The sequence below is a fragment of the Bacillus benzoevorans genome, assembly GCF_014207535.1.
Taxonomy (GTDB): Bacteria; Bacillota; Bacilli; order Bacillales; family Cytobacillaceae; genus Bacillus_BD; species Bacillus_BD benzoevorans.
Window position 1 is genome coordinate 68378 of record NZ_JACHGK010000004.1, and the last position, 25781, is coordinate 94158.

At 41.1% G+C, this 25781-nt stretch carries 27 protein-coding genes, 1 pseudogene and 1 riboswitch; of the genes and pseudogenes, 7 read left to right on the plus strand and 21 right to left on the minus strand.

Going from position 1 to position 25781, the window contains the following annotated elements:
* Positions 1-45: 45 nt before the first annotated feature.
* Positions 46-261, plus strand: a pseudogene (locus HNR53_RS07915) (NifU family protein); the annotation flags it as partial.
* 118 nt (positions 262-379) lie between these two features.
* Here HNR53_RS07915 and thrB read toward each other — a convergent pair.
* The 3 genes from thrB to yutH all read right to left on the minus strand — a co-directional run bounded on the left by thrB (position 380) and on the right by yutH (position 3927).
* Positions 380-1300: a homoserine kinase gene (thrB, locus tag HNR53_RS07920; RefSeq protein WP_184524653.1), complete on the minus strand. Its 921-nt coding sequence runs from the start codon at positions 1298-1300 to the stop codon at positions 380-382.
* A 69-nt stretch (positions 1301-1369) separates the two neighbouring features.
* Positions 1370-2668 carry a homoserine dehydrogenase gene (locus HNR53_RS07925; protein ID WP_184524655.1) on the minus strand — a complete coding sequence of 433 codons (1299 nt, stop codon included), beginning with the start codon at positions 2666-2668 and terminating at the stop codon, positions 1370-1372.
* A 260-nt stretch (positions 2669-2928) separates the two neighbouring features.
* The gene (yutH, locus tag HNR53_RS07930) at positions 2929-3927 is read right to left on the minus strand and encodes a spore coat putative kinase YutH (protein ID WP_184524657.1); all 999 of its coding nucleotides are present in this window, start codon (positions 3925-3927) and stop codon (positions 2929-2931) included.
* A 240-nt stretch (positions 3928-4167) separates the two neighbouring features.
* On the opposite strand from yutH, the gene HNR53_RS07935 reads away from it, so the two are divergent.
* On the plus strand, positions 4168-4671 hold the full coding sequence (locus tag HNR53_RS07935) for a phosphatidylglycerophosphatase A family protein (protein ID WP_184524659.1): 504 nt from the start codon (positions 4168-4170) through the stop codon (positions 4669-4671).
* Positions 4672-4781: 110 nt separating this feature from the next.
* On the opposite strand, the gene HNR53_RS07940 is transcribed toward HNR53_RS07935, so the two are convergent.
* The 3 genes from HNR53_RS07940 to HNR53_RS07950 all read right to left on the minus strand — a co-directional run bounded on the left by HNR53_RS07940 (position 4782) and on the right by HNR53_RS07950 (position 6711).
* Positions 4782-5549 (minus strand): TIGR01457 family HAD-type hydrolase, encoded by a 768-nt coding sequence (locus tag HNR53_RS07940; protein ID WP_184524661.1) that lies wholly within the window; start codon positions 5547-5549, stop codon positions 4782-4784.
* A 32-nt stretch (positions 5550-5581) separates the two neighbouring features.
* Positions 5582-6211: a helix-turn-helix transcriptional regulator gene (locus HNR53_RS07945; protein WP_184524663.1), complete on the minus strand. Its 630-nt coding sequence runs from the start codon at positions 6209-6211 to the stop codon at positions 5582-5584.
* Positions 6212-6273: 62 nt separating this feature from the next.
* Positions 6274-6711, minus strand: a complete 438-nt coding sequence (locus tag HNR53_RS07950; protein WP_184524665.1) for a DUF86 domain-containing protein — start codon at positions 6709-6711, stop codon at positions 6274-6276.
* Between the two features lie 257 nt (positions 6712-6968).
* Here HNR53_RS07950 and glpX point away from each other — a divergent pair, with 257 nt between their 5' ends.
* The 3 genes from glpX (at position 6969) to HNR53_RS07965 (ending at position 8616) form a co-directional block, all read left to right on the plus strand.
* Entirely contained in the window at positions 6969-7937 is a 969-nt protein-coding gene (glpX, locus tag HNR53_RS07955; RefSeq protein WP_184524667.1) for a class II fructose-bisphosphatase, read from the plus strand.
* Between the two features lie 62 nt (positions 7938-7999).
* The gene (locus tag HNR53_RS07960) at positions 8000-8266 is read left to right on the plus strand and encodes an SAV0927 family protein (protein WP_184524669.1); all 267 of its coding nucleotides are present in this window, start codon (positions 8000-8002) and stop codon (positions 8264-8266) included.
* A 53-nt stretch (positions 8267-8319) separates the two neighbouring features.
* Positions 8320-8616, plus strand: coding sequence for a cytosolic protein (locus HNR53_RS07965; protein WP_184524671.1), 297 nt, complete (start codon positions 8320-8322; stop codon positions 8614-8616).
* Positions 8617-8671: 55 nt separating this feature from the next.
* Here HNR53_RS07965 and HNR53_RS07970 read toward each other — a convergent pair whose 3' ends face one another.
* Positions 8672-8968, minus strand: coding sequence for a YutD family protein (locus tag HNR53_RS07970; RefSeq protein WP_184524673.1), 297 nt, complete (start codon positions 8966-8968; stop codon positions 8672-8674).
* Between the two features lie 169 nt (positions 8969-9137).
* Between HNR53_RS07970 and HNR53_RS07975 the strand changes: the two genes are divergently transcribed.
* Positions 9138-9761 (plus strand): YhcN/YlaJ family sporulation lipoprotein, encoded by a 624-nt coding sequence (locus HNR53_RS07975; protein WP_184524675.1) that lies wholly within the window; start codon positions 9138-9140, stop codon positions 9759-9761.
* A 58-nt stretch (positions 9762-9819) separates the two neighbouring features.
* Here the strand turns inward: HNR53_RS07975 and lipA are convergent, their stop codons facing one another.
* Positions 9820-10737: a lipoyl synthase gene (lipA, locus tag HNR53_RS07980; protein ID WP_184524677.1), complete on the minus strand. Its 918-nt coding sequence runs from the start codon at positions 10735-10737 to the stop codon at positions 9820-9822.
* A gap of 272 nt (positions 10738-11009) precedes the next feature.
* Between lipA and HNR53_RS07985 the strand changes: the two genes are divergently transcribed.
* Complete coding sequence (locus tag HNR53_RS07985) at positions 11010-11963, plus strand: M23 family metallopeptidase (protein WP_246439441.1); 954 nt, start codon at positions 11010-11012, stop codon at positions 11961-11963.
* Between the two features lie 66 nt (positions 11964-12029).
* Here the strand turns inward: HNR53_RS07985 and yunB are convergent, their stop codons facing one another.
* The 13 genes from yunB to HNR53_RS08050 all read right to left on the minus strand — a co-directional run bounded on the left by yunB (position 12030) and on the right by HNR53_RS08050 (position 25613).
* On the minus strand, positions 12030-12788 hold the full coding sequence (gene yunB, locus HNR53_RS07990) for a sporulation protein YunB (protein ID WP_184524681.1): 759 nt from the start codon (positions 12786-12788) through the stop codon (positions 12030-12032).
* Positions 12789-12908: 120 nt separating this feature from the next.
* Positions 12909-13211, minus strand: coding sequence for a YunC family protein (locus tag HNR53_RS07995; protein WP_184524684.1), 303 nt, complete (start codon positions 13209-13211; stop codon positions 12909-12911).
* A 59-nt stretch (positions 13212-13270) separates the two neighbouring features.
* The gene (locus HNR53_RS08000) at positions 13271-14644 is read right to left on the minus strand and encodes a bifunctional metallophosphatase/5'-nucleotidase (protein WP_184524686.1); all 1374 of its coding nucleotides are present in this window, start codon (positions 14642-14644) and stop codon (positions 13271-13273) included.
* Positions 14645-14747: 103 nt separating this feature from the next.
* On the minus strand, positions 14748-15569 hold the full coding sequence (locus HNR53_RS08005) for a sulfite exporter TauE/SafE family protein (RefSeq protein ID WP_184524940.1): 822 nt from the start codon (positions 15567-15569) through the stop codon (positions 14748-14750).
* A 204-nt stretch (positions 15570-15773) separates the two neighbouring features.
* Positions 15774-17171, minus strand: a complete 1398-nt coding sequence (sufB, locus tag HNR53_RS08010) for a Fe-S cluster assembly protein SufB (protein ID WP_184524688.1) — start codon at positions 17169-17171, stop codon at positions 15774-15776.
* Positions 17172-17213: 42 nt separating this feature from the next.
* Positions 17214-17657: a Fe-S cluster assembly sulfur transfer protein SufU gene (sufU, locus tag HNR53_RS08015; protein WP_184524690.1), complete on the minus strand. Its 444-nt coding sequence runs from the start codon at positions 17655-17657 to the stop codon at positions 17214-17216.
* Positions 17647-18876, minus strand: coding sequence for a cysteine desulfurase (locus HNR53_RS08020; protein WP_184524692.1), 1230 nt, complete (start codon positions 18874-18876; stop codon positions 17647-17649). The genes sufU and HNR53_RS08020 overlap by 11 nt, the downstream gene beginning before the upstream one ends.
* Positions 18876-20186 carry a Fe-S cluster assembly protein SufD gene (gene sufD / locus HNR53_RS08025; protein WP_184524694.1) on the minus strand — a complete coding sequence of 437 codons (1311 nt, stop codon included), beginning with the start codon at positions 20184-20186 and terminating at the stop codon, positions 18876-18878. Before sufD ends, HNR53_RS08020 begins: the two co-directional genes overlap by 1 nt.
* Before the next feature lie 18 nt (positions 20187-20204).
* Entirely contained in the window at positions 20205-20990 is a 786-nt protein-coding gene (gene sufC, locus HNR53_RS08030) for a Fe-S cluster assembly ATPase SufC (RefSeq protein ID WP_184524696.1), read from the minus strand.
* A gap of 345 nt (positions 20991-21335) precedes the next feature.
* Positions 21336-22199 carry a MetQ/NlpA family ABC transporter substrate-binding protein gene (locus tag HNR53_RS08035; protein ID WP_184524698.1) on the minus strand — a complete coding sequence of 288 codons (864 nt, stop codon included), beginning with the start codon at positions 22197-22199 and terminating at the stop codon, positions 21336-21338.
* Between the two features lie 16 nt (positions 22200-22215).
* Positions 22216-22884 carry a methionine ABC transporter permease gene (locus tag HNR53_RS08040; protein WP_184524700.1) on the minus strand — a complete coding sequence of 223 codons (669 nt, stop codon included), beginning with the start codon at positions 22882-22884 and terminating at the stop codon, positions 22216-22218.
* Positions 22877-23902, minus strand: a complete 1026-nt coding sequence (locus tag HNR53_RS08045; RefSeq protein ID WP_184524702.1) for a methionine ABC transporter ATP-binding protein — start codon at positions 23900-23902, stop codon at positions 22877-22879. The genes HNR53_RS08040 and HNR53_RS08045 overlap by 8 nt, the downstream gene beginning before the upstream one ends.
* Positions 23903-24059: 157 nt before the next feature.
* Positions 24060-24168, minus strand: a riboswitch (SAM riboswitch).
* 137 nt (positions 24169-24305) lie between these two features.
* Positions 24306-25613: an O-acetylhomoserine aminocarboxypropyltransferase/cysteine synthase family protein gene (locus tag HNR53_RS08050; protein ID WP_184524704.1), complete on the minus strand. Its 1308-nt coding sequence runs from the start codon at positions 25611-25613 to the stop codon at positions 24306-24308.
* Positions 25614-25781 lie beyond the last annotated feature (168 nt).

Here is a 25781-nt window from a genome sequence, read left to right on the forward strand (position 1 = left end):
GAATAGAAAGGAGAGATATAAATGTCTGAAGAACAAAATTTAACAGCGCAAGTCCAAGAAGTATTAGATAAATTACGCCCATTCCTTCTTCGTGATGGGGGAGATTGTCAGCTTGTAGATGTAGAGGATGGGATTGTAAAATTACGTCTTCTTGGTGCATGCGGCAGCTGCCCAAGTTCTACAATCACGTTAAAAGCAGGAATTGAGCGTGCACTTATTGAAGAAGTTCCTGGTATTGTGGAAGTGGAGCAAGTTTTTTAATTAAGTTTCAAAAGGCGGACTTTTGGAACAATCAAGTCCGATCGAAAATATTCTTAACAAAAACACGAAAACCGGCTCATCGACGCCGGTTTTTTGTGTTTATTTATCATGCTCTGCTCTAAAACGCAGCCGCATTTTTTTCGATTACCACTTGGCTTCCCACTTTATCGATTTTGAGGATAAGATAGTCCATATCTGGAAGCCATTCTTTGAGACCATTTGCTACTGACTGAGCTGATCCCGGTTTGACTAAGCAAAGAATCGTTGGACCTGCTCCGCTAAGAGCTACACCATATGCACCATACAGAGGTGCTTTTTCTTCAATGATGTCCATATGCGGAACAAGCTGGCGGCGGTACGGCTGATGATAGCGATCGGCCTTCATCATTTTTCCAGCCAGTTCATAATTCCCGCTCAGAATGGAAGCCACTAAGACATTGGCGACGGCACCGGCAGCAACTGATTCCTTGAAGGAGATGCTTTCAGGCAACACTCCTCTGGATGTTTTCGTTAATAGTTCTTCTCTAGGTACGACCGCCACAACATCGAGATCCAGATCGTAGAATGAGACAGCATCGACAGAATCCCCTAACTGGCAGCCGATTAAAAGTCCGCCGTAAATGGAAGGACCGACATTATCGGGATGACCTTCAATTTCTGCCGCTATTTCAAGCTTATCCTGTTTGGTTAACTGTAATTGTCCTAACGTGTCAGCGAGTTCAATTCCAGCCACAATGGCGGTTGCACTGGATCCAAGCCCTCTGGCAAGAGGAATTTCACTGCTCACTTTTACTCTTGCCGGGGGCAATATTTTATTATATTTTTCAGCTGTTTTTAAAGCCATTTGAATGATGAAATTACCTTCATCCCTTGGGAACACTTCCATTTCCTCTGTTAATGGAATCACTTCCCACTTATCGGCATTTTCTACTTCAAGGGTTAAATAAAGATTGAGCGCCATTCCTACTGAATCAAATCCCGGTCCTAAATTCGCAGTACTGGCTGGAACCTTTATGATAAACATGTCACCATCGGTCACACCTTGACAACTCCTTTGATAAATTCAAAACCTTTTTATTCTATTTGTGTAAGTTTACACCTATTCAGCCTAGTTGCCGGTGCTTCGCTCAACACGATAACAGCTTTTAATATTTTTTACAGATTGTAGATCCCTTAATCTGCCTAAAATATCCTCAAAGTCTCTTTTCGATGCATGGTGTGTCACTAGAACCACTTCGGCCACTACCCTTTTCTGAATTGGCAGCTGAAGTATTTTTTCAAAGCTGATGTTGTGTTCGGCAAAAAGTGAGGTAATTTCTGCAAAAACTCCAATGGAATCAGAAACTTGCAATCTTAGAAAATATTTTGAAAAAATTTCAGCATCAGACTTCATATTTTTCTGATATTGCGGGCTGATCGCACTTTTTCCATTCACACCTAGACGCATGTTTTTCATGACGACAACGATATCGGATACGATTGAGGTTGCAGTTGGAAGGCTTCCTGCACCTGGTCCATAAAACATGGTTTCACCAACGGCTTCACCGCAGACATAAACAGCATTATATTCGTTTTGCACGGACGCAAGCGGATGGGAATTAGATAAGAATGTCGGCTGCACACTTACTTCAACCTTTCCATCATCCTCCTGAGCGATACCGATTAGCTTCATTGTATAGCCCAGTTGTTTACCGTATTGCAGATCTTCTTCCGTAATACCTGTGATCCCCTGAACGGAAACATCAGCTAAATCTATCTTCATTGAAAACCCAAGTGTAGCAAGAATCGCCATTTTACGTGCTGCATCCAGTCCTTCGACGTCAGATGTCGGATCCGCTTCAGCAAAACCAAGCTCCTGAGCTTCCTTTAATACTTCATCGTATGATGCTCCGCCATTGTTCATTTTTGTCAGGATGAAGTTAGTTGTTCCGTTCACAATTCCCATCATTTTCGTAATACGGTCTGAAGCAAGTCCATCAACAATCGTACGGATAATCGGAATTCCTCCGGCAACGCTCGCTTCGAAGAATAGATCGCAGCCATTTTCAGCTGCAACTGTTAAAAGCTCTGAGCCGTAAACAGCCATTAGATCCTTATTGGCTGTAACGACATGCTTTTTATTATTCAACGCTTGAATGAGAAGATTTTTCGTTTGTTCGACCCCGCCCATTACTTCTACAACTATATCTATTTCCGGATCAAATAAAACGTCATTTACATCTGTCGTTAAAACAGATGGATCTACTTCTATGGCACGTTCTTTATCTAAACTCTTAACTAAGATCTTTTTAACCTTTATAGGACACCCTACTTGATACATTAGCTTTTCCTGGTGATCTTCAATAATTTGAACAACACCGGAACCAACCGTACCAAGTCCTAATAAACCGATTGAGATTTCGTTCATTTTCATCGTCCCCCCTAAAACTGTTCCCTTTAAATGCACAAATGTTTGCGTATAGTAGACATTATAGTGGTAATATTTTAGTTTTACAAGGGACATTTTATATAAGAATCATCATGTAACCGATTACTTCCACATTTTTCTTACATCCTGATCATTCCATCTTACTATTATACTGCCGATGGATTAAATTTCCACTGTGAATCAACAATAAGATTGATAAGAGCCATTGAATAAAGACCGCCCAGCGGACAGCCTTGCTTTTACAGCCAGTCAATTTTGGGAATCTGATATTTGCGTACCGGGACTTCTACAAGCTCGAATATTTCTTTTAGAAAACGTTCATGTTCATTCGTTTGCACTAAATACTTTTCCAAACGGTCGATCAGCATTCGTCTTTGCTGCTCGGAGTTTGTTGAATAATACTCCTCGATACATTCAACATAATGAAGCGGAAACAGCAGCCGGGAATAGAACAATCTCCAGGCAAAAGAACTTAGAGGCTCAACAGTTTGATAATCGGTAAAAAAGGATTTCACTTCATGCTGATAAGTTCTAAACTGATGCAAATATCGTTCACGCGTCCACTCTGACAAATCACGGCTGCAATGGTCAAAGACCCAGTCAAAAGGGCTGCGGATTGAATCCTCCCCCCATGTATTGGCTGTGAAACGGGAATGACAAATCGTACCGCTGTCAATGGTCTTCGGTTCATCGTCAAGTTCTGTGTCGACTAAAAATTGAATCGCATTTTCCCCTATTGCCATATAATAAGAAAAGGACTCTACAAACATGCGGTCAAACTCACTTTCCGGCTGTTGAAAAAGCATTGAATTCCATACCTTTTCCATTTGATCCAGTCTCTTTTCCCATAATGATTTCCACTGCCCTATTCTGCTTGTTTTTTTTACTGAAAAAGAAATGGTTCTTCCCCTGAAATGGAATTTTGCTAATTTTCTGCCGATGCGATTAAGTGTCCTGAATTGATAATTCCGGCAGGTCAGAAGACAAAGCTGCTGGTTTTCTAATTTCAATATTCTGCTGTTGTCCTTTGTATGCATAAACGTGCTGACATACCGATCACCGCTGTTTTTCAGATGATTAGCCAGCTGCTCTAGTTCAGCCAGTTCCTCATCTTCCATGTTATCAACAGGAACGAAAAAAAATTTCTCATTGTCTTTTTTAAAGGATTGATAGCGGCCCATTGGTGCTGCTTCATTAGCATCAATGCCATAATGTGTTTTTAGCAGGTTTCCTTTCATACTCCCACCCCATATCGCTGCATATCATTTTGCTTGTAACTTTGAAATCCGACTTGATTTCTGACAAAAGAGAGAAATATTGCTAAAATAATGATGTTGCTGTTTTTTCATATATATGTTTAATGCTAAAGAAACTTGTGCAGTTCTTGTATAATCCGAGGATCATCGGAAATGAATAAGAAGAATATGGGATTTGCAGTAATAATGGCGGGAGAATAACTTTAAGAAAAGGTGAAGTTCATGAGTGAAGATGGAAAAGTCATGGGTATAGTAGAACAAACAGCAAGAAAGTGGCTCCATGACAGAGGCGTGAAAACAGAAGACATCGCTAAGCTTGTGTATCATTTGCAGGAAAAATATCATCCCAACCTGCAAATAGAGGACTGTCTATTTAATGTAGAAAAGGTCATTTCTAAGAGGGAAGTTCAAAATGCGATATTGACAGGAATCCAACTTGATCTTCTGGCTGAGAAAGGATTGTTGGAAGAACCGCTTCAGACCATTATCAGCAATGATGAGGGGCTATATGGCGTCGACGAAATACTAGCTTTTTCTATCGTCAATGTATATGGTTCAATCGGTTTTACCAATTATGGTTATATTGACAAAATGAAACCAGGAATACTAGAGAAGCTGAATGACAAAAGCAGTGGAGAATGTCATACATTTCTTGACGATATCGTTGGGGCCATTGCTGCAGCCGCTTCAAGCCGCTTAGCGCACCGTGCCGAAAACGCTGAATAATCAGTCTGACTCCATCATGTTGGGATCAGGCTCCTCGCAGCCATATCAAGAAATCATGCCAAGATCATGTTTTCCATGCGGGATCCTGACCCCTTCTAAAGTCGGCTTTCTCAAGCAAACTTCCATTGCTCAAGGCTGTCGAGTACATATGTTGGCCTCTCTTCATAACGCAACAGCCGCTCTTTCGTCGTGACACCTGTATGCACAAGCAGGGTATCCATTCCGGCATTCATTCCGGCCATAATATCTGTATCGTAATTATCTCCGACCATTAGTGTATCTGCCGTGTTTGTCCCCAAAACCGTTAATGCCTGTTCCATAATAATCGATTCGGGCTTTCCTATAAAGATAGGCTTTGTCTGAGTCGATACCGAAACCACTGACGTTAAGGAACCGTTGCCAGGCATCAATCCGCGTTCAGTAGGAATGGCAATATCACCGTTTGTTGAAATAAAAACAGCCCCATTGCGAACAGCAAGGCAGGCAACAGCCAATTTTTCATAGCTGATGGAATAGTCAATGCCCATGACAACAAAATCAGCATCCTCCTGAGCGAACTGGAATCCTTTCTCAGCAATGGCCGTCTGCAGACCTTCCTCGCCTATACAAAAAACCGTGGCATCCTGCTTACGGTCGAATATATAATTAGCCGTGGCCATACTGGATGTAAACACCTGCTCTGTTTTGGCATTTATGCCAAAATCCCGCAGCTTTTCCGCCACCTGTTCAGGTTTTCTTGATGAATTATTCGTGACAAATAAATAAGGTAACTCCTTTTCATTCAAGAGACCGACAAAATCAACCGCCTCTTTTATTACGTCTGTTCCGCGGTACATCGTTCCATCTAAATCAATCAGATATCCCTTATATGGCTTCATGCTAATCCTCGCTTCAACTTCTAAGATACCGTTCAGGATTTATGAGACGGAAAAATATAATGGCAGCAGCTATGTCCTTCAGACATACTTGTTTCCACTGTTATGGAACTTAATCCAAGGAATTCTTTAATAAATTCAATCTCCACCTGGCATAATTGCGGAAATTCCTTGGCAACATCAATATAAGGACAGTTTAACTCTTTAAAATGTGTTTCACCATTTTCCATTTCCATTTGCGGCATATACCCATCAAGCTCTTGAATGTCCATTAATTTTTCCAGTCTTTCCTGAAGTTCCTCTTGTTTCAGATCATTTTTGTATTTTTCCAGCAAGCGCATCTTTCGTTTTTGCAGAATGTCTTTTAACAGCTCCTCCTGACCGGCCTCAATTAACCCCTTAAGAAGTTCCATACTGAACTCCTTATATTTCTTCGGAAAGTAGTCCTCCCCCTGCTCAGCGAGGCGATAGACTTTTGATGGTCTTCCCATTGTCTGCTTCTTCACATCAGACCGAACCAGCTTTTCCCTTTCCAAAGTTTGAATATGCCGTCTTACAGCCATCTCTGTAATATTGATTTCATTTGCAAGCTCCATAATCGTCATGCTGCCATTTTGCTTTAAGAGTGCCAGTATTTGTTCTTTTGTGTTGCCAGCACTAATCATTTTCTCCACCCCTTCTATAATAGCACCCAATCCCCTCAAAGATGCCGCTGTGACTCACTGTATCATGGTTTAAAAGTTGTGACCGGCCCTAGTTCGTTTTCAATGTATTCCCTTACATTCGGTGCAAAATGCTTTAAGACAGTCAATTCTGTCTGAAATACTTCAAACAGTTCTTCATGATTGATATTTGTATAAAATTGAAGCAATGACTTCCGCAGCATAATGATGCGTTTGTAGCTTTCGCACATTTCTGCCGTAATAACCTTTTCATCCTCTAATATATCTAAAATATCTTCGTAACTCCCTGGATCGCGCATGATAAATCCATCAATCATACTGTTCCCTACATCAAGTACAGCCTCAATGACCATGTGAACGATTCGTTCTACTGCCAGTTTTTCAATAATGGTTTCGCATTCCTTTAGCTCTGTAAAAATCCCGATTTGTTTTTCAATATAACTTAATTGTTCTTCAATTTTCTCTCTATCCACAAAATACATTTTCAGACTCTCCTTATCATGTTGTCAGCAATAATGGTGATAGACGGCTGAGTGTACGTCATTTCACGGATAACAGCCGCTTTAAGCGTTCGCCTTTTGCCCTTATGCCTCCATAAGTTCTTGAATATATTGTATCATAATTTGTTTAAAATCCTATTTAAGATCCATATAATTATGAGAAACTACATTTCCCATTCACTTTCTGCTAATATATAGAAGACTATTGAAGTAGAATGCACCTATTGGAGATGAATATATTGGAACGTGAATTGGCATTAGAATTAGTACGTGTGACGGAGGCAGCGGCTATCGCTTCAGCACAGTGGCAAGGCAGAGGTAAAAAAATTGAAGCAGATGATGCAGCGACCACCGCAATGCGAAATATGTTTGATTCCGTCAACATGGACGGCATTGTCGTCATTGGCGAGGGTGAATTAGATGAGGCACCGATGCTGTACATCGGTGAGCGTTTAGGCACCGGTATGGGTCCTAAGGTGGATATTGCTGTTGATCCGCTGGAAGGAACTAATATTGTTGCCAAAGGGACAAATAATGCGATTGCTGTCATTGCCGCTGGGGATAAAGGGACATTGCTCCATGCTCCTGATATGTATATGGAAAAAATTGCAGTGGGGAAAAATGCCGCAGGAAAAATCAGTTTATTGGATCCGATTGAAAAAACAATCGATATTGTTGCAGAAGCAAACAATAAAAGAGTGAGAGATGTAACAGTTATTATTCAGGAAAGGGAACGTCACGAAGAAATTGTTGAGCGTGTCCGCGCTAAGGGCGCCAAAGTAAAATTTTTCGGTGATGGTGACGTTGGAGCCGCTATCGCAACCTGCCTCCCGCAAACCGGCATCGATTTGTTTATTGGAATCGGCGGGGCGCCTGAAGGGGTAATCTCTGCCGCGGCCATTAAGGCATTGGATGGCGATATGCAGGCAAGGCTCTTGCCGCAATCACAAGCAGAGGAAGAAAGGGTTATCGACATGGGTCTTAAAGAGCCACGCCAGTTATTAACCTTGAATGATTTAGTCTCCGGCGACGATGCGATATTCTCGGCAACCGGTGTTTCAGATGGTGAATTAGTCGATGGTGTCCGTTTTCTCGGCGGAGATCTTGTTGAAACCACTTCGATTGTGATGCGCAGCAAAACCAAAACGGTCCGCTATATAAAAGCCTACCATCACCTTGAACATAAACCGCATTTAATTGTTGAATAACATGACCCTGCAATGAATCAAAGCCGCATTGGCTCTTAAGCGAAGAAAGGGGAGATTGAAGGGTGGAAGAAAGATTTTATTTATATGATGAATCAGAAAACACAAAGACCCGTTTTATCAGCTTTATGGGAGAAAGCAACCGTTTTGATCTGGCTATTATTACTTCCGAACGATATTATGGAAAAAAATTAGTGCTGGATATTCAAAGGGGCCGCTTTGCCATTATCGGTCACGATGATTTAGAAGAAGAAGGATATCTAGAGCATGCCTTTCAAATAAATGAAGAGGATGCAAAGGAACTGACCTCTTTTCTATCCGAAATCGTTTAAGGCACTCACATGTTTTTGTTCCTCCTGTAAATACTACTCATGAGGTGAATAGGATGGATGAACAAAAGGAGAAAAAGTATTATAATTTCTCGAATGTGGAAAAGATGAGGGACTATATCATTCCGGAAGAATTTCCTGAAGGTCCTTATGGTTCAGCCAGGAGAAACATGGCTCCGGTGGAGAATAAAAGCACACCATGGCAGGAAGGACAGCGGCGCTATAGTGCTTTTAATTATGAATTTAAGTCGCTGCATCAGGACTTGCCACGGCAAATTGACGGCGCCCACCCGCCCCATGATGATCCAAACAAAGATGAGCAGCGGCCCTATACGGATTACAAACAATATTAATGCCCAACCCAAGTGAATATCTTGCTCGCTGCTCCCACAAAGAAAAAAAGGCTGACTATTTCGAGTCAGTCTTTTTTTCCCCTTTGACCTTTTTTACAATGAAATAGGCACAGCCAAAATTACAAAACTCATACAAATATTCGGAAACTGTACTAATTTTTGTATCAAACGAAGCCTTTTGATGATTATCTTCAAAAAAACCTCTTAAGCGTAACTGTCCATATCCCCAATCGCCGACAATGTAATCATACTTCGATAAAATATCGCTGTAGCGGCTGCGAAATGCTTCCTCATTAAACCCGTTGCGTCTTTCTTCTACAACTTCATACGTATTATTTTGAACGCTAACCATTATTTTCACCTCTAAAAAGCAAATTGCCCTCTACCAAGAATTTAGCCATAAAATGAAGAAAAGTGCAAGCGGCATGCGGTAAATCACCTCTATTATACCTCAACCGCCAGTAATTACTAAGATGAAAAGTAAAATTTGCGGTCACCCTAATGATATGGAGGTGTTTTATTTGAAAAAAACTTTGCTGATGATTGGGATTTGCGGGATATCTGTTTTAGCGGCATGTCAAAATAACGAGGCAAAAGATGATCTGTATCATGAAAGCGGAAATACCATTAATGTCAATGACAGCCGTGCCGATATTTACCGTGATGTGAAAAACGGCGATGTAAGTGAGGACTTTGGCTATGTTCGCCATCAAAAAAGCCCTATTGCAGGTGAACAGATGGCAAACAAGCATTACTCCGCCATTGACCGTGAAAAACTAGCTGATGTCATTTCGAAAAACGTGACGGATTTGCCAAATGTACTGGATGCCGCTACACTTGTAACCGATGAAGAAGTATTGGTTATTTATGAAACGGATTCAACCAATCGCCATTTGACTGCTGATCAAGTAAAAAAGTCTGCCATGGCTTTTGTTCCAAGATGGTATCATGTATATGTCAGTGACAATGGTCAGCTGCGAAATCTTGCCAATAGCTATGCACAGCTTGATTCAGACAGCCGTAATGCTGAGAATGGGATTAATAAACTCATTAAAGAAATGTTAAAATCTCCCCAGGGAGAAGACGTTAAAACAGAAGAAAACGCCAACGGAGTAACAAAAGGGATTGGTGTAAACAAAAAGTAAAATAAAGAAAGGACTGACCATTCGAAAGTCAGTCCTTTCTCTTTTGCGTCCATTATTCTCAGGCGTTTTTCATTTCCTGGTCATCATTTTTCAGGTGTTCTTTCTTTGACGACTGCGCCTGTTCATCTGCATGGTAGGATGAACGGACAAGCGGACCGGCTTCACAATGGCTGAAGCCCTTTGCTAAGGCGATTTTCTTTAATTCTTGAAACTCATGCGGATGATAGTATTTTTCTACTGACAAATGCTTTTTCGTAGGCTGCAGGTATTGACCGATGGTCATAATATCTACATGATTGGCTCTTAAATCATCCATTACCGCTAAAATTTCCTCTTTTGTTTCCCCCAGTCCAACCATCAAGGAAGATTTGGTTGGAATTTGAGGCTGCAGTTCCTTGGCACGCCGTAAAAATTCTAAAGAACGGTCATATTTAGCACGGGCCCGTACCTTTGGCGACAGTCTTTCAACCGTTTCAATATTATGATTGAGAATATCCGGCTTCGCATTCATCAATATTTGCAGGTTCTCGAATATGCCGCCCATATCTGAAGGCAGCACCTCGACCGTTGTAAAGGGACTTTTTCTTCTAATTGCTTTTATTGTTTCAGCAAAAATAGCGGCACCGCCATCCTTTAAATCATCACGGGCAACAGCCGTTACAACGACATGTTTTAAATTCATTAAACTGACGGAATCTGCTACTTTCTCCGGCTCCTGCCAATCTAATTCTGTTGGCATTCCTGTTTTGACTGCACAAAAGCGGCAAGCCCTTGTACATGTATCACCGAGAATCATAAACGTAGCCGTTCTTCGCTCAGCCCAGCATTCATGAATATTTGGGCACCGCGCTTCCTCACAAACAGTATGTAAACTTTTTTCCCGCATCATTTTCTTTATTCCAGTATAGTTTTGATTCGTATTTAATTTTATTTTTAACCAATCGGGTTTACGTTTCACTTCATTTTGTTCATCCATATCTAATCTCGCTCCATTCCTTGTTCAACTTTGTTTCTCTATGTTTCACAAACATATATCAAAATAACAATTAATTTATAATATACCCCACAAATGTCACTTTAACATATATTGGTATCAACAACAAGTTGAAGCCCCTGTTTTGTTTTTTTCCAATAATTTTCTGAAATGAAATCCTCCAATTCCAACAAACTAAGAGAGAAGAATTGATAGAAGGGAAGGTTTGTATGCGGCAATTATTCATCTATTCATTATGTACCATTTTTCTCCTAATGAATGGACCGCTTCCAACAAAGGCTGAGAAAAATGACACGAATGTATTCGCCCAAAGGATGGAATTATTTCAAAAGGTTGAATCCGTAACAAATATTCCTTGGTATTACCTGGCAGCTATTGACCAATATGAACGAAATATCCGCCAATCCCGCAAGGATATCCCAAAGGCTGAGGGCATCAGCGGTATTTATTTTCGACAGGAGGAATGGAGCGGAATCACCAATCCGAACCGGGAAGACGAAAATCCCCTTTCCATTCAATTTTTTGGCGGTATTGGCGCTGATGGAGATGGGGACGGCAAGGCCGACATGAGCAATGATGTTGATATCCTTTATTCATTTGCCAACTATATCTTAAAATACGGAGTGGACCATACACATATTAAGATGGCTCTGTGGGATTATTACAAAAGAGATAAAGCGGTTGGGATCATCTCAGGGAAAGCAAAAATATATCAGCATTTTGGCCGTATAGATCTGGAAACACATGCCTTTCCAGTACCGCTAAGAAGCAATTACAGCTACAGAAGTACCTGGGGTGATGCCAGAGGCTGGGGCGGAAGAAGAATTCATGAAGGGACAGACATTTTTGCCGCCTATGGTGTTCCGGTAAAGGCAACGGCTTACGGAATTGTAGAGATGAAGGGCTGGAACAAATATGGCGGCTGGCGTGTCGGAATCCGTGATATTAATAATAACTACCATTATTTTGCCCACTTAAACGGGTTTGCCAAGGATTTAACTGTCGGGCAGGTGCTAGAACCCGGGCAAATTATCGGCAGTGTTGGCAGTTCAGGTTACGGTCCCCCGGGAACGTCAGGAAAATTCCCGCCGCATCTCCATTACGGCATGTATCGGGATAATGGATATACAGAGTGGTCCTATGATCCATTTCCACATTTGAGATTATGGGAAAGACAAGAAAGACAGATGGCGAAAAGAGGCAGATAGAGAAATAAGCAGGTGCATATCGAAGATGCATCTGCTTCATTTTCCAATAGAGGCAAAAAAGCCCGCTTAACTTTCCGGCATATCGATGATGGGCAGGCTGCCACCGCCGCCATTATTATAAAACTGTGGGACATTCCCTGGGAAAATTCCCATTCCGATTGGAATATTCCGCTTTACCGTTGTCTTATCTGTGGCAAATGGAATAATAATTTCTATATTCACCTGAAGAGCAATATAAACTTCAATATGGGCATTGTTAATCCCATATTCCGTCACTTTTGTTTTCACATTGGATTGGACATCCCCAATGGCCGAAAAGCGGATTGGGATTTTCGGACCGAGACTTCCGAGGATAGCATTGTTGGTTGCCTGCCCTAAAGGAATATAATAGACAATGCCTTCTGTATCATTTGCTTTATCGACCGCAACGTCAATCTCGTCAAGTGATTCTAGAACGTCTAAATTTCCCCGTTCCGCTTCCTTTATATTCTTCTGCACAAGGTTTTCAATTTCAGACTGCAGCCTCGATATTTTCTCCGTATCCAATTGAATGTTTCCTGAACCATCCGTGTCCGGTATCGTTTGAAAAATTTCCGTACCCCCACCGTGTGCAATTTTATTATTAACCGCTTTGCTTATGACAAGCGTAGCGATTTTTCTCGTTTCAGATTTGGCATAGCTCATCAATGTCGGTTTAAGTCCTTCGTTGATGATCCAAAGTCCAACTGCTGTTGAAAAAATAAAAAAGACAAATGTTAATAAAAAAACGGTTCTTAGCGGCAAGGGTCCTTTTTTCAGCAGCCGTCGTCTGCGCAACTTTGCCAAGACAAATCCCCCCTCTACATGCTAATGTATGCAGCAAAAGGGGGGACTCATGCAAAAATCATGTCTCATATAACAAATAGAAGCTTGGCAGGATGCTGCCTCTGCGGCGGCATCCTTCGCTTAAATCATTTTCAGCATGGCTTCTTTTCCGCTCATTCCTTTATGAATCCCATTGGCTTCTGCTTCATATGTGACTGATTCCAGTGGAGCTTCCAGCAGCTGATCGATTGTTTTTACCCCAACGGCACGACCGGCAATGACTTTCCGATCTTTTAATTTTTCATTTAATAATGAAACATCTAAAGCTCCACACATGATATATCCTTTATCACTTGTGACAACTAAGAGATTTGTTTTCGGTAATTGCACAGAAATAGCAAGAAATATATGTCCGTTTATATCAATGGGTGACATATCCACCATACCTTATCACTCCTTTCCTCTCACTAAACAAAATATGAGGAAAGGACAAAAAGAGTGTATTAGTCTGCTGCTTGTTTTTCTGTCTCTCGTATTTTCCAGGCCAGCAAATGGCGCATGAAGTCAGGCAGAATATATTCTTTCTGTTCTGCACGGAAGATCGCAGGGAAAAACTTTCCGAATGTAAACATATCAGGAATGGCTACCGTATATTTCTGCTCGCTTTCAATTGGCTTTCCTTGAACAGTCAGAAGACTGTATGACTTTTTCCTTGTCGGCTGGATTCCGCTGTAGACCATTTCCCCCATAATTTTCCCGCGGAAACCAAAGCCCATGATCTGCATATCACTCCACTTCTCATCCATTGTCTGCAGAAGAACTTCTTTTAACTCGGCCCCCGTTAATTCAACCACACATGGATTGATTGGGTGAGGACATATTCTATGTAAATCAAATTTAGTCACGATACCCGGAACTAGATTTTCTAAGATTAAACCTTTATTAATAAAGGCACAATCTGCACCGCAAATTTCTCTTAAAGCATTGCACAGTAAGCTTGCCAATTCATCCTGCGATGTATGGACATAGTGCTTGGAGATTATTTCTGTGGAAAGCATCTCTTTTCCGGAATTAAACCATTCTTCAACCTGCTGAACTTCATCTATCATAGGCTGCAGTTCATTTGTATCATACAGCCATGCCTTTTTCTCAACGATTTTCTTTTCTTCCGGATCAATGGTTAAACAGATATGACCGACAAACATGCCATATTTTCCGGCACATGCAAGCATAGTATCCCCAGCCATTTTTCCCTTATGAAGAATATGATGGGTATGACCTCCGATAATGACATCCATTTCGGGAAATTCACGGGCAATTTGTTCATCATCATGAATTCCAAGATGAGATAACAGGATGGTTATGTCGCTAATACCTTTCAGCTCCTCCAGCTGACTCTTTAGTTCCTCATAAGGATCCGTTACCTTCCAGCCCATGAGCTGATAAAGATGGGGATAACAAGCAGTCAGACCTGTCACTGCCACTTTCATCCCTTTTTTTGTTTCATAAATCGCATTCGCTTTTACCCATGAAGGACGAGTTCCATTTTCCTGATACAAATTTGCCAGCAGGACCTCAAAAAGACGATGATCATATAAGTGCTCTAAATCTTCATGTGGGAAGGTGATGCCCTCATTATTTCCGATCGTAACGGCATGATACCCTGCTTTATTCAGCAGTTCAACATTCACATTACCATGGGTTGCTTCTGTCAGCGGATGTGAACGGTCTGCATGATCACCAAGATCAAATAGTAAAAATTCCTCACCTGCCTGTTCATGCCATTTTTTTCGTTCCTGCAAAAAGTGGTGAATCCGCGGCCAATGCTCAAAATGACTATGTAAATCATTGGTATGATAAATATGAATGACTTCCAAATTTCATCGCCTTTCCTTTCTTCAATATAGATAACGGCTATTTTCCTCTTTCCTTATGATACTCTATATTAACATAATCAGGGTATTTCGTTCAGTCATTCGCTCAGACAAGCCCTTGATAAATCAGGCGTGCTCCGACCATGATCAAAACAATGCGCAATAGAGCAACAATGGTTTTACTCGGTAATTTCTGATTAATGGACGCCCCTAGTTTTCCGCCGATCCAAGCGCCGGGAATCAATGCCGCTGCGTACAGCCAATTAATATTCCCCATATAAATATGGGCGATAGAGCTAGTCGCAGACGTTAAAAACAATAGCAGCATGGAAGTCGCAACAGCGATATGCGGGGGAAAAAAGAAGAGCAGAATCATAGCTGGTACCAATAATGAGCCGCCGCCAATCCCCAGCAGTCCCCCGAGAAAGCCGACCACTATTGAAATCGAAATTCCCGCTGCCGGTTGAAACCCATAGGTTTGAACATTTCCTGAAGCATCAACATATGTACGCCAAATTCCCTTTTCAGTTTTCTTATTACGCGGCTTTAATCGATCCTTAAACATTAAAACAAACGAAATAAAAATCATAAATAAACCAAACCAGATTGAAAAGGCATCGATATCCAGTTGTTTATTGACCCAGGCACCAAAAATCCCCCCGGGTCCGCTGCCGATAAAAAAGATAAGTCCGCTTTTATAATCTACTTTTTTCTGTTTATAGTAAGCGATCGTTGATGAAAGACCAGTAAAAATAATGACAAGCAGCGAAGTACCTGTTGCCACCTGCGGCGAAACTTCACTGAGAAGCGCTGTGCCGGAACCTAAAAATAATAAGGTAGGAACAATGATGATGCCGCCGCCAAGACCGACAAGACTGCCCAATGTCCCGGCTATCAAGCCCACAATTAATAATAGAGCCACTTCCAAAAACATGATTTTATCCTCTTTCCCTGTTGATATCATATGTCCGAACCATAAAAGCTGTCCGGAAATTCTTTTAGATTCAAAATTAAGAATAGCGGAATAATGTCTGGATGTAAACGGACAATATACCAGCATAGATTGTTCATTTTTTAGATAGAAAAACCGCCTGCCCTTTATGACAAGCGGTTTTTCTATTTATATGGATGATTAACCGATAGATCCTTCCATTTCGAATTTGATCAATCGATTCATCTCTACGGCATATTCCATTGGAAGTTCCTTTGTAAACGGCTCAATAAAGCCCATTACGATCATTTCTGTCGCTTCTTCTTCTGAAATTCCACGGCTCATTAAATAGAATAACTGTTCTTCAGAAACCTTTGAAACCTTTGCTTCATGCTCAAGCGAGATATTATCGTTGAGGATTTCATTGTATGGAACGGTATCTGATGTAGACTTGTTATCCATAATCAATGTATCACATTCGATATTAGCGCGTGCCCCATCTGCTTTGCGTCCGAAATGAACCTGACCGCGGTAGGTTACCTTTCCGCCATGCTTCGAGATAGATTTAGACACAATCGTCGATGATGTATTAGGTGCAAGGTGAATCATTTTTGCACCTGCATCCTGATGCTGCCCTTTACCGGCAATCGCAATCGAAAGTGTCAAGCCGCGAGCGCCTTCGCCTTTTAAAATAACGGCTGGATATTTCATGGTTAATTTAGAGCCGATATTGCCATCAATCCATTCCATTGTCGCATTCTCTTCACAGACGGCACGTTTCGTCACAAGGTTAAATACGTTGTTCGCCCAGTTTTGGATTGTTGTATAACGGCAATAAGCACCTTTTTTAATAATGATTTCTACTACCGCACTGTGCAGTGAATTGGTTGTATAAACCGGTGCCGTACAGCCCTCTACATAGTGGACATGTGCGCCTTCATCGACAATAATTAACGTCCGCTCAAATTGTCCCATATTTTCTGAGTTAATGCGGAAATAGGCTTGTAATGGAGTTTCCACCTTTATGCCTTTTGGAACATAAATGAATGAACCTCCGGACCAAACAGCAGAGTTCAGAGCGGCAAACTTATTATCTGTCGGCGGAATTACTTTTGCCCAGTGTTCACGGAAGATATCCTCATTTTCTTTTAAAGCGGAATCGGTATCTTTAAAGACAATCCCTAACGCCTCTAAATCTTCCTTCATATTATGGTAAACAACCTCTGATTCATATTGAGCAGAAACACCTGCTAAATATTTTTGTTCCGCTTCCGGAATCCCCAATTTGTCAAAAGTTTGTTTAATTTCCTCTGGAACTTCATCCCAAGATTTTTCGGATTTCTCAGATGGTTTTACATAGTAAGTAATTTCATCAAAATTTAGTGATGATAAATCTCCGCCCCATTGCGGCATTGGCATGCTGTAAAAATGCTCTAAACTTTTTAAACGAAAATCAAGCATCCACTTGGGCTCTTCTTTCATTTTTGAAATCTCTTCAACGATTTCTTTCGTTAAGCCGCGTTTTGACCGGAAAATGGAGACGTCTTTATCATGAAAGCCATATTTATAATCACCGATTTCAGGCGCTTTTTTAGCCATCGTCGTTTTCCTCCTTAAATTTGGTTAAGTGTTTCTTGACTGTTATTTATCTTCCTCATGAAGCGCCTTCTCCATCGCTTTCCATGCAAGGGTTGCACATTTAATCCGTGCCGGGAATTTACATACTCCTGATAATGCCTCAATATCACCAAGATCCAAATCTTCATCCACTTCGACATCTTTTCCTTGAACCATATCAGAGAATGTATTCGCCAGTACAAGTGCCTCTTCGATTGGTTTCCCTTTAATCGCCTGTGTCATCATCGACGCAGATGACATCGAAATCGAACAGCCTTCCCCTTCAAACTTCGCATCCACCACGATATCATTTTCCACCTTAAGCGTCAGCTGAATGCGATCGCCGCAAGTCGGATTGTTCATATTAATGGTCAAACTGTCATCTTCAATAACCCCGCGGTTACGAGGGTTTTTATAATGATCCATGATTACTTGTCGATACAAAACATCTAATTTATTAGAAGACATCGCTAAAATACTCCTTTGTTTTCACGAGACCTTCCACAAGCTTATCGATATCATTTTCCGTATTGTACAGATAGAAGCTTGCCCTTGCTGTTGCTGATACATTTAACCATTTCATTAGCGGCTGTGCACAATGGTGCCCGGCGCGAACGGCAATTCCTTCTGCATCCAATACAGTCGCAACATCATGTGGATGTACATCAGAAATATTAAATGTAATAACCCCGGTCCGCTTTTCAGCTTCCTGCGGTCCATAAATGGTCATGCCTTCAACTGTTGACATTTTTTCAAGTGCATACGCGGTAAGTTTGTGCTCGTGCTCTAAAATTTTATCTAAACCTACTTCTTGTAAGAAATCAATGGCGGCACCAAGGCCGATTGCTCCGGCAATAATCGGTGTTCCACCTTCAAACTTCCACGGCAGTTCCTTCCAAGTCGAATCATATAAACCAACGAAATCAATCATTTCACCGCCGAATTCAACCGGCTCCATGTTTTCAAGTAACTGCTTCTTCCCATATAATACTCCAATTCCGGTCGGTCCGCACATTTTGTGTCCGGAAAAAGCAAGAAAATCACAATTCAAATCCTGCACATCAACCTTCATATGCGGTACCCCCTGGGCACCATCTACGACCATAACTGCCCCATTTTCATGGGCAATTTGCGCGATTTCCTTAATGGGATTAATGACACCCAATACATTTGAAACGAGTGTGACAGAAACAATTTTTGTCTTTGCTGTAATCGTTGCTTTGACATCATCTAAAGATAATGTGCCGTCTTCCTGCAGCGGGAAGTATTTCAACGTTGCTCCTGTCGCTTTAGCTACCTGCTGCCATGGAATAAGGTTACTGTGATGTTCCATGTATGTGATGACAATTTCATCGCCCTCATGGAGATTTGCTCTTCCGTAGCTTGCAGCAATCGTATTAAGAGATGTCGTCGTACCTCTAGTAAAAATAATTTCCTCAATTGATTTCGCATTAATTAATTTTCTTACCTTTTCACGTGCTCCTTCATATGCATCTGTTGCTAACGTGCCCAGTGTGTGTACCCCGCGGTGAACATTCGAATTATATTTACGATAATATTGATTAACCGCTTCAATCACACTGACTGGTTTTTGCGATGTTGCCGCACTATCAAGATACACTAAGGGATGTCCATTGACTTCCTGATCTAAAATAGGAAAATGCTGACGAATTTCATTGATATCCATTATTTTACTTTCCTTTCAATCACTTCAACGAGCTGCTTTTTAACTCCTTCAATTGGTAATTGATTTACCACCGGCGCTAAGAACCCGTGAATGATCAGGCGCTCCGCCTCGTGTTTGGCAATACCGCGGCTCATGATATAGTATAGCTGAACCGGATCGACACGGCCTACTGATGCAGCATGACCGGCAACCACATCATCCTCATCAATCAAAAGCATTGGGTTTGCATCCCCGCGGGCTTTTTCACTAAGCATTAAAATCCGCGATTCTTGTTCTGCATTTGATTTCGATGCACCATGCTCAATTTTTCCGATTCCATTGAATATGGAGGTAGAGCCGTCCTTTGTGACACCATGTTTTAAAATATTGCTTGTTGTATATTTTGCATAGTGAACAATCTGCGTTGTGAAGTTTTGGATTTGTTCCCCGCGTCCAACGGAAACCATTTTCGTATCTCCAGAAGAACCTGTGCCAACAAGATTGGTTGTATTTTCAGAAATGGTGTTGCCGTCATTCATTAAACCTAAAGACCATTCGATGCGGGCATCTCTGTCCGTTATGCCGCGGCGGTTCACATAAGTCGTAATCCCTTGCGCAAGCGTATCTACTGCACCGTATTGAACTTTGGCATTCGCCTTCGCAACCACTTCAGTCACGATGTTGAATACACTGTTTTCGGGAGCAGCAACAGAAAGATAGTTTTCAACATACGTCACAGAGCTGTTATCTTCTGCGACAATCAATACATGATTGAATAAATTGGCTTCCTCATCATCATGCAGGAATACTGCCTGAATCGGCTCCTTAATGACGACATTTTTCGGCACATAAATAAATACTCCGCCGTTTAACAATGCCGCATGCAAGGCCGTCAATTTATGTTCATCGATTTTCACTGCATCTTTCATAAAATACTTTTGCAGTAACTCTCCATGTTCTCTCGCTGCTGTAAAAATATCTGTAAAAATAACCCCATTTCCCTGTAATTCTGTGGAAACAGATAAAAGAGTCGGGCGGTTATTTCGCTGAATGTATAAGTTTTGGCTGCCTTCATTATTATTTATAAGTGCTTTTACCGGTTCAGGTAAACTGTCAAAAGAAGTAAAATCTTCACTTTTAACAATATGCTTTTTGAATTGAGTAAAATTCCATTTATCAATTTTGGTTTTATCAGCTTTTGGCAAAGGTAGATTGTCTGCTAGTTCAAGGGCGCCAACACGTAATTCTGTTAACCAATCAGGTTCGCCTAATTCCCTTGAAAAAGAGCCAATGTACTCCTTATCAAATGAATTTTTAATTTCAGTAGTCATCAATAGCTCCTCCTAATCTTACGCTTCTTGGCCAACTGTTTCGTCTTCAATTCCAAGTTCATGCTTAATCCAGTCATATCCTTCTGCCTCTAAACGCTGCGCAAGCTCAGGTCCGCCTGATTTAACTACTTTCCCTTGCATCATGACATGAACATAATCAGGGGTTATATAATCTAAAAGACGCTGATAGTGTGTGATTAAAATACAGCCAAAGTTCTCTCCGCGCATGGCATTGATTCCTTTTGAAACGACTTTTAATGCATCGATATCAAGACCTGAATCGATTTCATCCAAAATAGCAATTTTCGGTTCAATCAGCATCATTTGTAAAATTTCGTTACGTTTCTTCTCACCGCCGGAAAATCCTTCATTCAAATAACGCTGTGCCATATCCGGATCCATTTCGAGGAAGTCCATCTTTTTGTCCATTGTTTTAATGAACTTCATTAAAGAGATTTCATCTCCTTCAGCACGGCGGCTGTTGATAGCAGAACGTAAAAAGTCTGCATTCGTTACTCCATTTATTTCACTTGGATACTGCATGGCAAGGAAAAGACCAGCACGTGCACGTTCGTCTACTCCCATTTCCAGAACATTTTTACCGTCCAATGTAATGCTTCCTTGAGTAACTTCATATTTTGGGTGACCCATTACGGCAGAAGATAAGGTGGATTTACCTGTTCCATTCGGTCCCATAATCGCATGGAATTCTCCGCCTTTTATCTCTAAATCAAGTCCCTTTAAAATTTCTTTTCCTTCAATTGAAACGTGTAAATCTTTAATGCTTAATACAGATCCTGCCATTTTATTATTCCTCCCGAATGTATATTATATCTTGTCGGTATTGACCTGTTATTTCATTCTCAATCTATTCTCATTACAATCTTATACTAAATGATAATGATTAGCAACACCTACATGTGATTTATTTTTAAAACTCTAGTAACAGATAGCTTTTCAAACAAATATGTTTAGAAAGTATTTTTTATATTAATTGAGAATTGAGGCCTAAATGCTTTCATACCAAGGCTGCACGCTCTATTAGTTTGTCCTTTCTTCTCTCTATAAAATATGAATATTTTCTTATATTGCGATTAAATATGAAAAAGCCATGGTCCCAAAAAGAACCACAGCTTTTATGTTTAATTTTTACTTAGAAACCGGGACGACAGCCCCTTTGTATTCTTTAATAATGAAATCTTGAATTTCTTTCGAATGAAGCACTTCTACAAGTGTTTTGATCTCTTTTCTATTTTCGTCGCCCTTGCGAACAGCAACAACATTTACATAAGGGGATTTTTCATCTTCAATTGCAATCGCATCTTTTAATGGATTTAATCCATTATCAATCGCAAAGTTAGAGTTAATGATGACAATGTCACCTTCACCATTATTGTAAATTTGTGGAAGTAACTCCGGCGCAAATTCTGTATCAAACTTCAGATTCTTCTTATTTTCAACGATATCGTCTACGGTTGCAGCTGTTTTATCAATGCCTTCTTTTAATTTAATTAAACCCTGAACTTCAAGAAGGGAAAGGACACGCCCATGGTCCGCGACAGAATTACTCATAATCACAGTAGCACCATCTGGTAATTCGCTTAGTTTCTTATATTTCTTTGAATAAATACCGATTGGTTCAATATGAATGCCGCCAGCATTGACAAAATCATAGCCGTTTTCTTTAATTTGCAATTCAAGGTAAGGAATATGCTGGAAGTAGTTTGCATCCAATTCCTTGGATTCTAATGCTTGGTTTGGAATAACATAATCCTGGAATTTTTCAATTTGAAGATCAATCCCTTTTTCTTTTAAAATCGGAGCTGCTTTTTCCAAAATTTCAGCATGCGGTACATTGGATGCACCAACCACTAGTTTTACCGCTTCTGTTGTCTTTTCTTTGTCAGCATTATTTGCGCCTGCTGCTTCTTCTTTTTTATCATTAGCGGTTCCGCACGCAGCGAGGACAAGTGCTAATAAAGCAGTAAATAAAAACAATAACCATTTTTTCATCTTCTGACTCTCCTTTTTATCTTTTATCGATTTTAGTAGTTATAATATCACCAATAAATTGGATAATAAACACAATGATTAATACGACAATAGTGGCCATTAAGGTTACATCGAAACGGCTGCGCTGAAAGCCTTCGAGATAGGCCAGGTTCCCCAGACCGCCAGCTCCGATAACCCCAGCCATAGCCGTAAAACCAACTAACGAAATGGCGGTAACCGTAATACCGGATACAAGAGCCGGCAATGACTCTGGGATCAAAACCTTCCATATCAATGTACTTGTTTTAGCTCCCATCGACCTTGCTGCTTCGATGACTCCCTTGTCGATTTCCCGAAGCCCGATTTCTACCATCCGAGCGTAGAATGGAGAGGAGCCGATAATTAATGCCGGCAATGCTGCATTTTCACCAATCATCGTTCCTAATAAAAACTTCGTGAAAGGAATTAATAAGACGATTAAAATAATAAACGGGATCGAACGGAAAATATTGACAACTGCACTAATACAAGAGTAAGCAAAACTGTTTTGCCATAAGTTTCCTCTCGATGTTAAAAATAACAGTAATCCGAGAATGATACCAAGAATAAAGGTCGCAACGGTTGAAATACCTGTCATATAAAGCGTCTCGACAGTTGCTTCCCACATTTTTCCCCAATCAACATTTGGAAACCACTGACTAAGCATGTGAAATCACCTCCACTCCCACCTGCTGAGACTGGATATATTCGATGGCATGCTGCACCTCAGTTTCACTGCCATCCAAATGAATAAACAGTGTTCCGTAAGCCCCATCCTGCGTCTGCGAGATTTTCCCCTGCAGAATATTCACTGTAACAGAATAATGGCGGATGAGACTCGTAATAAGCGGTGTTTCTACTTTTTCACCGATAAAGGAAAGCTGAACAACCTGACCCGTTGGATATAAGTGAAGTAAATGCTGAATCGTATCCTTCGTTTCCTCCGGTTCAGTCACCTGCTGAACAAAGCGCTTTGTAATCGGCTGCTGCGGATTTTTGAATAGTTCTAAAACAGTGCCTGTTTCAACAACCCTGCCATCTTCCATCACTGCTACGCGGTGGCAGATTTTCCGAATTACATGCATTTCATGTGTGATTAAAACAATCGTTAGACCTAAGCGTTTATTAATATCAACAAGCAGTTCCAAAATAGAATCGGTCGTTTGCGGGTCTAGTGCCGATGTCGCTTCATCACAGAGCAGTACCTTCGGATTATTGGCCAAGGCCCTTGCTATCCCGACTCTCTGCTTCTGACCGCCGCTCAGCTGTGCCGGGTAGGAATCCTCTCTTCCTTGAAGACCGACTAAGCTGATTAACTCATCCACTCTCTTTCTCCGCTCCGCAGACGGTACTCCGGCGATTTCCAGCGGAAAAGTGATGTTTTCTCTTACGGTTCTGGACCAAAGCAAATTAAAATGCTGGAAAATCATGCTGATCTCTTGCCGGGCCTGTCTTAGTTCCTTCCCCTTAATATGAGACACTTTTCGCTTCGCCACAGTGATCGAACCTTCAGTTGGAATTTCAAGCCCGTTTAACATTCTAATTAACGTACTTTTCCCAGCTCCGCTATAGCCAATAACGCCGAAAATTTCCCCTTCTTCTATATCAAGATTCACATCGGTAACGGCTGTTACTTTCCCCTGCTTCGTAGAAAAGATTTTCTTTGCATTTTTGATTGAAATCATGGCCTCTTTCACCCTCTTTACTATCCAATTTGGTACCGGAACTAAGCATCTGTATAGACGTTCCCATACCTGATCGCTATCCTGCCATAATATTATTCTCTTAAAATAAATGCCTTTCTGCATATGAGCAGAAAGGCACCATGATATCTAAACCTTTCTCCCATCTTTCAAAGCTCAGAAGCTCTGTGTGAATTGGCACCATATCAATCATCATTGACGGTTGCCGGGCTTCATCGGGCACATCCCTCCACCTCTCTGGATAAGAGTAAAACATTTTATTAAATTCACGGTTTAAACTAATTACGCTTGTTATCGTAGCATGGATAGCAGAGGGTGTCAACGCACCAAATGCTATTTTAATATGATACTCAAGTGAGTGACATACTTTAATTTTAAAGAGAGATTAAGCGCGTGAAGTAATTCCAGTTGCTGCTGCAATAGCCTGCTCTAAATCATCAATTAAATCTTCTGCGTTTTCAATCCCGACAGACAGACGGATTAAGTCTTCAGAAACACCTGCTGCTTTTAAACCTTCCGCATCCAGCTGCTGATGGGTCGTGCTCGCAGGATGAATAATTAAGCTCTTCGCATCCCCTACGTTTGCAACGTGTGCCCAAAGCTCAATATTATCAATTAATTTAGCGCCTGCTTCTCTGCCGCCTTTAATGCCGAATACGATCATGGAGCCGGCACCTTTCGGCAAGTACTTCTTCACTAACTCTTTATCAGGGCTGTTTTCCTGTCCCGGATATAGTACCCAGCTTACAGCAGGATGATTTTCCAAATATGCTGCTACTTTCACGGCATTCGCCACATGTTCTTTCATTCTAACATGCAGTGTTTCAAGTCCGAGAACAAATTGGAATGCATTGATTGGGCTTAAAGCTGGTCCCATATCACGTAAAAGCTGTACGCGAGCCTTTGTAATGTAAGCAGCTGCACCAACATCTTTCGCGTATGATAATCCATGATAACTTTCATCCGGTTCTGTCAGCCCCGGGAACTTTGGTGAATTCCAATCAAACTTGCCGGAATCTACGATGATTCCGCCTGTTGTTGTCCCATTGCCAAGAAGCCATTTCGTTGCCGAATGAACCACAACATCTGCGCCAAATTCAATTGGACGGCATAGGTATGGAGAAGCGAATGTATTATCGATAATGAGTGGAAGACCTGCTCCGTGGGCAATATTTGCCACTGCTTCAATATCAAGAACTTTTAAAGACGGATTTCCAATGGTTTCAGCGAAAATGGCCTTTGTTTTATCCGTAATCGCCGCACGGAAGTTTTCAGGATCTTGCGGATCAACAAACTTCACCTGAATACCGTATTTTGGAAGTGTTACAGCAAATAAATTATATGTACCGCCATACAAATTAGATGCCGCGACAATCTCATCGCCTGCTTCAGCAATATTCATAACTGCTAAAGTAATCGCAGACATACCGCTTGCGACAGCTAGAGCACCGACTCCGCCCTCCAACAAGGCAACGCGTTCTTCAAAAACAGCTGTAGTTGGATTTGTAATCCGAGTATATATATATCCCGCTTCCTTTAAACCGAACAAATTCGCTGCATGTTCTGTATTTTTGAATTGATAGGCATTATTTTGATAAATCGGCACTGCGCGTGCACCTGTTACTGGGTCTGGCTGCAATCCGCCATGAACGCTCAATGTTTCAATACGATAATTCTTTTCTGACATTTCCATCTCTCCTCAATATGATGACTTAAACTTTGCGGGTCTCATTTCCCTATGTTGTGTCAATTTGGAGAATCCTGCATCTAAGGTAAAAAAACCCGTTTATGAAATGATTACCATTACAGTTTATCATACCCAATATGGTTAAGGTGATAGTAACATAAATATAAAATAGGC